The sequence below is a fragment of the Bacillus sp. GMs2/2 genome, assembly GCF_050172095.1.
Taxonomy (GTDB): domain Bacteria; phylum Bacillota; class Bacilli; order Bacillales; family Bacillaceae_G; genus Bacillus_A; species Bacillus_A cereus.
Genome location: NZ_JBNLYE010000173.1, coordinates 1 through 8,454 on the forward strand (window position 1 = coordinate 1; position 8,454 = coordinate 8,454).

The window sequence follows — 8,454 nt, forward strand, 5'->3', positions numbered from 1 at the left end:
CACTATAAAAATCGCAATTCCATTAACGGTTCCACATACATTCATTCTCCTTTAACACAAAAACACATCACTACATTTCAGTAGTGATGTGTTTTTGATAAAGCATAAATATCTACTTTTCCGTCTATATACTAACCTGCTTACGGACTGTTTCTCTCGCTAAAAGAAAACTCATAATCACTTGCGCAGCTACTCGGCTCGTCATATCCCTAAAATCAAGGGTTGGATCGATTTCTACAATATCCATACCTTGCACAAGCGGTTCTTTACCAAGGAATTCAATCGCATCAAGTAAAGTCATACTGTCCATTCCGCCAGGGCCAATTGCTGGACAACCTGGTGCGAATGCTTGATCTAGTACGTCCATATCAAGAGAAATGTAAATAGAAGTCACACCTTGCTTTCTTAATACTTCAATACTTTCCGTCATAATATCTTTTATTTCTCGCTCTCGTACATCTTTCATTGTATACACTGTCACCCCATGTTCTTTTGCATATTCATGGTACGCTCGTGCATTTGAAAAATTACGAATACCGATTTGAATGAGTTGTTTTCCTGTAATGACACCATTTTCTAGTAAACTACGGAAAGGGGTACCATTTGACGGACCACCATCATCTAAATTACGTAAATCATGATGGGCATCAAATTGAATGATACCGATCTTTCCTTTACTGTTTGCAAAGCCTGTTATACTCGGAAAACTAATCGAGTGGTCACCGCCAAGAACGATTGGTATCATGTTCGGGTTTACTTTCGTTACATGCCCAACTGTTTTCGCAATTCGTTTATGACTTTCTTTTATATCCGTCACATGCATCGTAATATCGCCGCAATCATATAAGACACTTTCTTTCATATCGTGTTCTTCTGTAATTGCATATGTGCTATATGCATCTAACATCGCACGAATTGTCTTTGGAGCAAAACTCGCTCCTGAATGACTAATAGATGGTTTAGAAAGGGGTGCTCCAATTAAGGCAGCACCGAATATTTCCACACCTTCCTCCCAATCTTTAATCATCTCACTCCATTTCGTCACTTCACGATCAATAAACTTTGCATTTTTCTTTAAATAGTGGCCGTGCTCCACGATTGTTCACCTCTTGTATATGCAATATTACCATTCTTCCATACTGTATTCACATGACTTACGCCGTAATGATACGGTACGTAAGCATAATTGTAAGCATCCCATAAAACTAAATCTGCCTTACGACCAACTCTAATTTTCCCAGCTACATCACCACGGTTAATGGCATATGATGAGTTAACCGTTACGGCATTCCAAACTTCTTCTGGTGTCATTTTCAATTTTAGCATCGCAATGCTCATAATAAGCTGAATATTTTCAGTTGGACAGCTACCTGGGTTAAAGTCTGTAGCTAACGCAACTGCAACACCTTCATCAATCATTTTACGACCACGAGCAAAGCTTTCTTTATTTAAATAGAAAGTTGTTCCTGGTAATAAAGTTGCTACTGTATTAGAATTTGCAAGCATTTCAATTCCTTTATCAGAAGCACCAACTAAATGGTCCGCTGATGCTGCACCGATTTCTGCCGCTGCTTCCGCACCACCAAGAGGGTCGATTTCATCTGCATGAATTTTCACATCAAAGCCAAGCTCTTTCGCTTTTAATAAAAATTCTTTTGATTCTTCTACAGAGAACACACCTGTTTCACAGAAAATATCAACGAACTCCGCTAATTGCTTCTCTTTCATTTCTGGTAGTAGGTCTAACATCCATTGTAAAAATTCTTTCGATCTACCTTTATACTCTTTCGGAACTGCATGAGCACCTAAAAATGTTGAAACTAAATCGATCGGATGCTCTTTTTGTAATTGTGCTGTTGCCTCTAATTGTTTCCATTCCGTCTCATCATCTAATCCGTAACCACTCTTCGCTTCTACAGTAGTAACTCCGAAAGATAGCATACGGTCTAAATGGAATTTCGCTTTTTGAACAAGTTCTTCTTTCGACGCCTGTTTCGTTGCATTTACAGTTGAAAGTATGCCTCCGCCTTGTTCTAAAATTTCTAAGTACGGAACTCCTTGTAGTTTTAGTGCGATTTCATTTTCACGAGATCCACCAAATACAAGATGAGTATGCGGGTCAACGAGACCAGGAGAAACCATTTTCCCGCCGCAATCAATAACTTCTCTCGCTTGTAATCCTTTCGCTTCTTCCGCTGTTCCAACGAAAGTAATTACACCATTTTCAATTCCAACCGCACCGTTTTCGATAACAGGAAGCGTGTTCATCGCTTCCCGTCTTAACAAGCCATCTTCTTGATCCATTGTTAGTAATTGACCGATATTTATTAGTAAAGTGTCCAGCATGTTTTCTCCTCCTTATTTCATCATTGGAATGTTAACGCCTTTTTCTTTCGCAGTTTCCACTGCCAAGTCATATCCTGCATCCACGTGACGAACAACACCCATACCAGGGTCAGAAGTTAATACACGCTCAATACGTTTTGCTGCTGCTTCTGTTCCATCTGCAACGATAACCATTCCAGCGTGAAGTGAATATCCCATACCAACGCCGCCACCGTGGTGAACAGATACCCAGCTTGCACCGTTCACACTGTTAATTAATGCATTTAAAATTGGCCAGTCTGCAACTGCATCACTACCGTCTTTCATCGCTTCTGTTTCACGGTTTGGAGATGCTACTGATCCGCAATCTAAATGGTCACGGCCGATAACGATCGGTGCTGATAATTCACCATTTGCAACCATTTCATTAATGATGCGACCAAATTTCGCACGCTCACCGTAACCAAGCCAACAAATACGTGACGGAAGACCTTGGAATTCAACTTGCTGACGTGCCATACGAATCCAGTTACACAAATGTTCATTGTCAGCAAACTCACGTAAAATTACTTCATCTGTTTTATAAATATCTTCTGGATCACCAGAAAGTGCTACCCAGCGGAATGGTCCTTTTCCTTCGCAGAATAATGGACGGATAAATGCTGGAACGAATCCTGGGAAATCGAATGCATTTTTCAAACCTTCATCGAAAGCAACTTGGCGAATGTTATTTCCATAATCAAATGTAATTGCGCCTTTTGCTTGCATAGCAAGCATTGCTTCTACATGTTTTGTCATGCTTTCTTTTGATAATTGCACGTAACGTTCTGGATCTTCTTCACGAAGTTTTGCTGCTTCTTCTAACGTGTAACCGACTGGAATATAACCGTTTAATGGATCATGAGCAGATGTTTGATCCGTAACTAAATCTGGCGTAATATTACGCTTCACTAGTTCTGGTAAAATTTCTGCTGCATTTCCTAATAAACCAATTGAAATTGGTTCTTTCTTCTCTTTATACTCGTTCGCAACCGTTAATGCTTCTTCTAATGATTCTGTATACATATCACAGTATCTCTTTTCAATACGACGATCGATGCTGCGCTTATCAACATCAATAGCAATGACAACACCGCCATTCATCGTTACAGCAAGAGGTTGTGCACCACCCATACCACCTAAACCAGCAGTAAGTGTTACAGTACCTTTTAATGAACCGCCAAAATGTTGACGTGCCGCCTCGCCAAACGTTTCATATGTTCCTTGTAAAATGCCTTGTGTTCCAATGTAAATCCAGCTACCTGCTGTCATTTGTCCATACATCATAAGACCTTTTTTCTCTAGTTCACGGAAGTGATCCCAGTTCGCCCACTTCGGTACTAAGTTTGAGTTCGCTAAAAGAACGCGAGGTGCATCTTCATGTGATTTAAAGATTGCAACTGGTTTTCCTGATTGAACAAGTAATGTTTCATCGCTTTCTAACGTTTTTAATGAATCTACAATTGCATTGTAGCTTTCCCAGTTACGAGCTGCACGGCCAATTCCGCCATATACAACTAATTCTTCTGGCTTTTCAGCAACTTCCGGATCTAAATTGTTCATTAACATACGAAGTGCAGCTTCTTGAACCCACCCTTTCGTTTGTAACTCCGTACCTCTTGGCGCGCGAATTGTTTGTTTAACTTTTTCCATTTCAATCTCTCCCTTTTCTCATTTTATAGTGCTGCGTTTACATCTAATCTTTCTTTTATCGAATAATTCGTTTTTAACCAATGCGCAATATTTTCAATATCCGTTGAGAATATACGATCATTTGTAATAGACGGCACTTGCTGACGACCTTGATGGTAGAAACTTTTCGTCACTGTACTCATGTTTTCAATGCCGCGATATTCTGCAGCTTGCATCGCACAAATCATTTCAATTGAAAGAACGCGTCTTACGTTTTGAATAATTTGATGTGCATGGCGTGAAGCGATTGTTCCCATACTTACGTGATCTTCTTGATTAGCTGATGACGGGATTGAATCCACACTCGCCGGATGTGCTAACGTTTTATTTTCAGAAACTAGTGATGCTGCAGCATATTGCATAATCATCGCACCAGACTGAAGTCCTGGTTCGGGACTTAAAAATGCTGGTAAATCATTTAATTGCGGATTTACTAAACGCTCAATACGACGCTCTGAAATATTTGCAAGTTCCGCCATTCCTACTTTCAAGAAGTCCATCGCAAACGCAATCGGTTGACCATGGAAATTCCCACCCGAAATTACTTTTTCCCCACCATCAAAGATTAGTGGATTATCTGTTGCTGCATTCATTTCAATTTCTAATTTTTCTTTCACATAATTTAAAACTTGCCAAGAAGCACCGTGTACTTGCGGAATACAGCGAAGTGAATAGGCATCCTGTACACGTAGTTCTCCTTGTTTTGTTGTTAATTTACTATCATGAAGGATGTCACGAATTCTGCTCGCTACTTCCACTTGCTCTTTATAACCACGTGCTTTATGAACATTTTCATCAAATGCATCAATAATGCCTTGTAACCCTTCAATTGTCATCGAAGCAATGAATTCAGCTTGATATGCCGTTGCTTCCGCTTCTATATAAGAAAGAACTCCTTGCGCTGTCATCGCCTGCGTACCATTGATTAATGCAAGCCCTTCTTTCGCTTCAAGTTCAATCGGCTCAAGACCTTCTTCTGTAAGAGCCACCATCGCATGAACGCGTTTTCCTTTATAGAACACTTCACCTTCGCCTAATAATACGAGCGCGAGATGAGATAAAGGCGCTAAATCTCCACTTGCACCAAGTGAACCTTGTTGCGGAACAACTGGATGAATTTTACGATTTACAAACTCAAGAAGCATATTTACAACAAGCGGCCTTACGCCTGATACTCCTTTAAGCATCGTGTTTGCTCGTAAAATTAACATTCCACGCGATACTTCTTCCGGGAATGGATCACCAATCCCACATGCATGTGACTGAATTAAATTATGTTGAAGTGCCTTTACATCATCTTTTTGGATAAGCACATCACTAAACTTTCCAAATCCAGTTGTAATTCCGTAAACGACTTTTCCGTCCTCTACAATTTTCTCAACTACTTCGCGGCACTCCGCTACCTTTTGCATACTAGTTGGACAAGCTGTTACACCTTCTCCTTCCAGTAATAACCTCTTCATTTCTTCAACTGTCAATGTATGTCCTGTTAACGTAATCATCATTTTTCCTCCTTAAAAAGGCAAAAGGGGACCTTATCTTTTTAAGACAGACTTCTGTCCTAAAAAAGTAAGGCCCCCTTCTAACTAATAGACTATGGGCAAATCATATGTGATTAATTCCTAAACCAATCGCCTCATGCTCAGATCCTTTTACAGGTGCACCAATCGTTCCATATAATGCAACAGCAACCCATTCGCCTTCTTTTTTTCCGTCGTATGGTGTACCGCGCACAATCGCAAAACGAAGTCCTACTGTACGAAGAACGTCTGCTAACTGAATTTGACCTCTCGTCACTCCGTACAAAGCTTCCATAATTGCATGATAAAGTGCATGTGTTTCTCTGTAAACATCTGTTTCAATAACTTGGTTGCTTTTAGCCGCTGTTTCCATTGCTGCGACAACCTTTTGCGAATTCATCGAACCCACTTTCCCCGTACAATACTTCCAACCTTTTGGAATGGATAATACAGGACTTTCATTCTCATCCGCAAGTGCCAACAGCATGGCCATACGACCAATTCGATGTGTTCCTTGAAGAAGCATGTGACTCTCTCATTTCTTTTGAATTATTTGAATATTACTTAATTTAAGAATATATGAAAACGTTTAAATCGTCAATAGTTTAAAATCATATTCAAACATTTTTTTCATCCCCATAATTTTGTGTACACAAATGATTTACACAAAATTTCCAGACGTGCTATAGTCTCACTAACAGATGCAAAGGAGCGAGATTTCAGTGACAAAACGAAAAGATATTCATTTTCGAATTGAAGAGAAATTACTTAAAAGGTTTGAATTAGCACTCCATTACGAAGGTTTAAAGAAAACAGATGTATTAACACATGCAATCCAACAATTTTGCACAAAGGTGGAATGCGACAAAATGAATGATGTAAAACGTCAATATAACGTTAGCAACCATTTACAAACACGCATCGACACACATACACATTACGAAGAAAAACACGTAGATTTAGATAAACTCGTCATTAAACATTTACAACTTCAAGGGGAAGAAAACATATTAGAGGTTGGGTGCGCTAGTGGAAAATTCCTTTCCCTTTTACAAACAAATGGTCATAAAGGCCCATTCACCGGGTTTGATCAATCCGAAGCTATGCTTGCTGAAGCTGCTAAAACAAATAACTTAATAGAATGGAAACGAGGGGATGCTAGTAAACTTCCTTTCGAAACAAATTGTTATGACCTAATAATTGCAAGACATATGTTATACCATGTGAAAGATGTTGAAAAAACAATTCAAGGATTCCATAAAGTAATTCGTCCTGGCGGAACACTTTTAGCTACAACAAATTCTAGCGTTACACTACCTCGTATAGTTGAAATGTGTAACCGTATGTTAGACGCATTTGATTTACCGAAAACAACATCATCAGTCACTCCATTTTGTTTAGAAAACGGTAAAGAGATATTACAATCTGTTTTTCCAACTGTTGAAGAAACAGTTATTCATAATGCTCTCGTTTTTCATCATGCTACTCCGATTGTAAACTATATTTCTAGCATGTTCCCATCGCTAAATATACCCGATAATATGTATCTTCAAGCCGAGATGAAAGAATGGCTAACAGAAGAAATCAACCAGGAATTATCTCTCCATAACGGTATATGGCGCGATCCAAAAACGTTAGTAATTTATCGGTGTCAAAAAGAAAAAAGCTAGCATTTGCTAGCTTCTACACGTTTTCTCGTAAAAGTTTCTCCATTACTACATTGCCTTTACCACAATAAAAATCTGTATTATGTTCGTCTGCCACTCCAAAATAAGAGGCAATTGCTATTCCAAATGGTACAAATGCATGCCCTTGTGCTGTAATGATATTTGAGTGTTTCACAACTTCTTCATACACAAAATTTTCTACTGGAAAACAATCAAATTTTTGATAATCTATAGTCGCAGTATAAGAAATCCCTTTAAATAACCCTGCTTTTGCTAGTGCATACGGTCCAGCACAAATTGCCGCCACTAATTTTTCTTGTTCATGAAATTGACGAATGATTGAAAAAAGAGGTTTTGCATCTTCCAACTGTCCTTCTTCTCCACCTGGAATAAGTATCCCCTCATACTCATCTACACATACTTCACTTACTTCTATATGCGGCTGCACTTGCAATCCAGTTTCACTTATAACCAATTCTTTAGTTAAGCCCGCTGTAATGATTTCATATTTATTTTTCAGCAATGCCGTCGCTACTGTTATTTCAAACTCTGCAAATGTTGAGTATACAAATAAAAGTATTTTTTTCATAGCCCTCTCTCCTTTAACCAGTCCATAAAATATACCTCTAAATCGTCCACTGTTAATCTATTCGTGTCCACATAAGTTACAGGAAATTTTTTATACCAGTCTTTTTCAGTTTCTACTAATTTAAATTGCTCCTCAAACGTACTTCTGTTTCTTGTTCTATCATTATTTTTTCTATCATATACATTCTTTTTCGTAACATCTAAGTAAAAAATCACATCCGAACGGCATGCTCTTAATTTATATAATTCATCTTTCAATTCAGTTTCTATATCCCACTCTTCTCCTATAATCGTTGGATAAAAGAGTGTAAAAAACTCAATGTCTTCTGGTCCGCGATCAAAAATTACGACTGAATCTTTCACATTTTGAAACTCCTTTATTTTTGCTTCCATAAACATTTTTTGATTCATAATAAACCCTACTTTTGAATTCATGTCTAAATTCAATTTTTTTCGCTTCTCTACAATTGGATATGGATTTTCATATATAACTCGAAACCCTCTCTTTTCTAACCTTTTTGCTAATGTTGTTTTTCCGCTAGCCATCGGCCCTTGCAGTGAAATTACGTATGCCACACCTCTCATTCCCTTACACTTTAGTACACCTATAATATACAGAATCT

The 8,454-nt window shown here is 38.5% G+C and carries 8 protein-coding genes; 1 reads left to right on the forward strand and 7 read right to left on the reverse strand.

All coding sequences use genetic code 11. The annotated features are described in order from the left end of the window. Positions 1–124: 124 nt before the first annotated feature. From hutG to hutP, 5 genes are all read right to left on the reverse strand, one after another. Positions 125–1,096: a formimidoylglutamase gene (gene hutG / locus ACQGS6_RS18670; RefSeq protein WP_242785001.1), complete on the reverse strand. Its 972-nt coding sequence runs from the start codon at positions 1,094–1,096 to the stop codon at positions 125–127. Then, positions 1,075–2,346, reverse strand: a complete 1,272-nt coding sequence (hutI, locus tag ACQGS6_RS18675; protein WP_000887540.1) for an imidazolonepropionase — start codon at positions 2,344–2,346, stop codon at positions 1,075–1,077. Before hutI ends, hutG begins: the two co-directional genes overlap by 22 nt. 12 nt (positions 2,347–2,358) lie before the next feature. Further along, positions 2,359–4,017, reverse strand: coding sequence for a urocanate hydratase (gene hutU / locus ACQGS6_RS18680; RefSeq protein WP_074626089.1), 1,659 nt, complete (start codon positions 4,015–4,017; stop codon positions 2,359–2,361). A gap of 23 nt (positions 4,018–4,040) precedes the next feature. After that, a complete protein-coding gene (gene hutH / locus ACQGS6_RS18685) occupies positions 4,041–5,558 on the reverse strand; it encodes a histidine ammonia-lyase (protein WP_074626090.1) in 1,518 nt (505 codons plus the stop codon). A gap of 103 nt (positions 5,559–5,661) precedes the next feature. Next, positions 5,662–6,102 carry a hut operon transcriptional regulator HutP gene (gene hutP, locus ACQGS6_RS18690; protein ID WP_000926516.1) on the reverse strand — a complete coding sequence of 147 codons (441 nt, stop codon included), beginning with the start codon at positions 6,100–6,102 and terminating at the stop codon, positions 5,662–5,664. A 196-nt stretch (positions 6,103–6,298) separates the two neighbouring features. On the opposite strand from hutP, the gene ACQGS6_RS18695 reads away from it, so the two are divergent. Next, positions 6,299–7,246 (forward strand): class I SAM-dependent methyltransferase, encoded by a 948-nt coding sequence (locus ACQGS6_RS18695; RefSeq protein ID WP_142238226.1) that lies wholly within the window; start codon positions 6,299–6,301, stop codon positions 7,244–7,246. A 13-nt stretch (positions 7,247–7,259) separates the two neighbouring features. Here ACQGS6_RS18695 and ACQGS6_RS18700 read toward each other — a convergent pair whose 3' ends face one another. After that, on the reverse strand, positions 7,260–7,832 hold the full coding sequence (locus tag ACQGS6_RS18700; RefSeq protein ID WP_061655820.1) for a DJ-1/PfpI family protein: 573 nt from the start codon (positions 7,830–7,832) through the stop codon (positions 7,260–7,262). After that, positions 7,829–8,416, reverse strand: coding sequence for an AAA family ATPase (locus tag ACQGS6_RS18705; protein ID WP_001986424.1), 588 nt, complete (start codon positions 8,414–8,416; stop codon positions 7,829–7,831). The genes ACQGS6_RS18700 and ACQGS6_RS18705 overlap by 4 nt, the downstream gene beginning before the upstream one ends. Positions 8,417–8,454 lie beyond the last annotated feature (38 nt).

What these genes read in the sequence shown, in the direction of transcription:
- hutI (WP_000887540.1), bottom strand. Translation starts at nt 2,346, where the DNA reads ATGCTGGACACTTTACTAATAAATATCGGTCAATTACTAACAATGGAT.
- ACQGS6_RS18700 (WP_061655820.1), bottom strand. Translation starts at nt 7,832, where the DNA reads ATGAAAAAAATACTTTTATTTGTATACTCAACATTTGCAGAGTTTGAA.
- hutP (WP_000926516.1), bottom strand. Translation starts at nt 6,102, where the DNA reads ATGCTTCTTCAAGGAACACATCGAATTGGTCGTATGGCCATGCTGTTG.
- hutH (WP_074626090.1), bottom strand. Translation starts at nt 5,558, where the DNA reads ATGATTACGTTAACAGGACATACATTGACAGTTGAAGAAATGAAGAGG.
- ACQGS6_RS18705 (WP_001986424.1), bottom strand. Translation starts at nt 8,416, where the DNA reads ATGAGAGGTGTGGCATACGTAATTTCACTGCAAGGGCCGATGGCTAGC.
- hutU (WP_074626089.1), bottom strand. Translation starts at nt 4,017, where the DNA reads ATGGAAAAAGTTAAACAAACAATTCGCGCGCCAAGAGGTACGGAGTTA.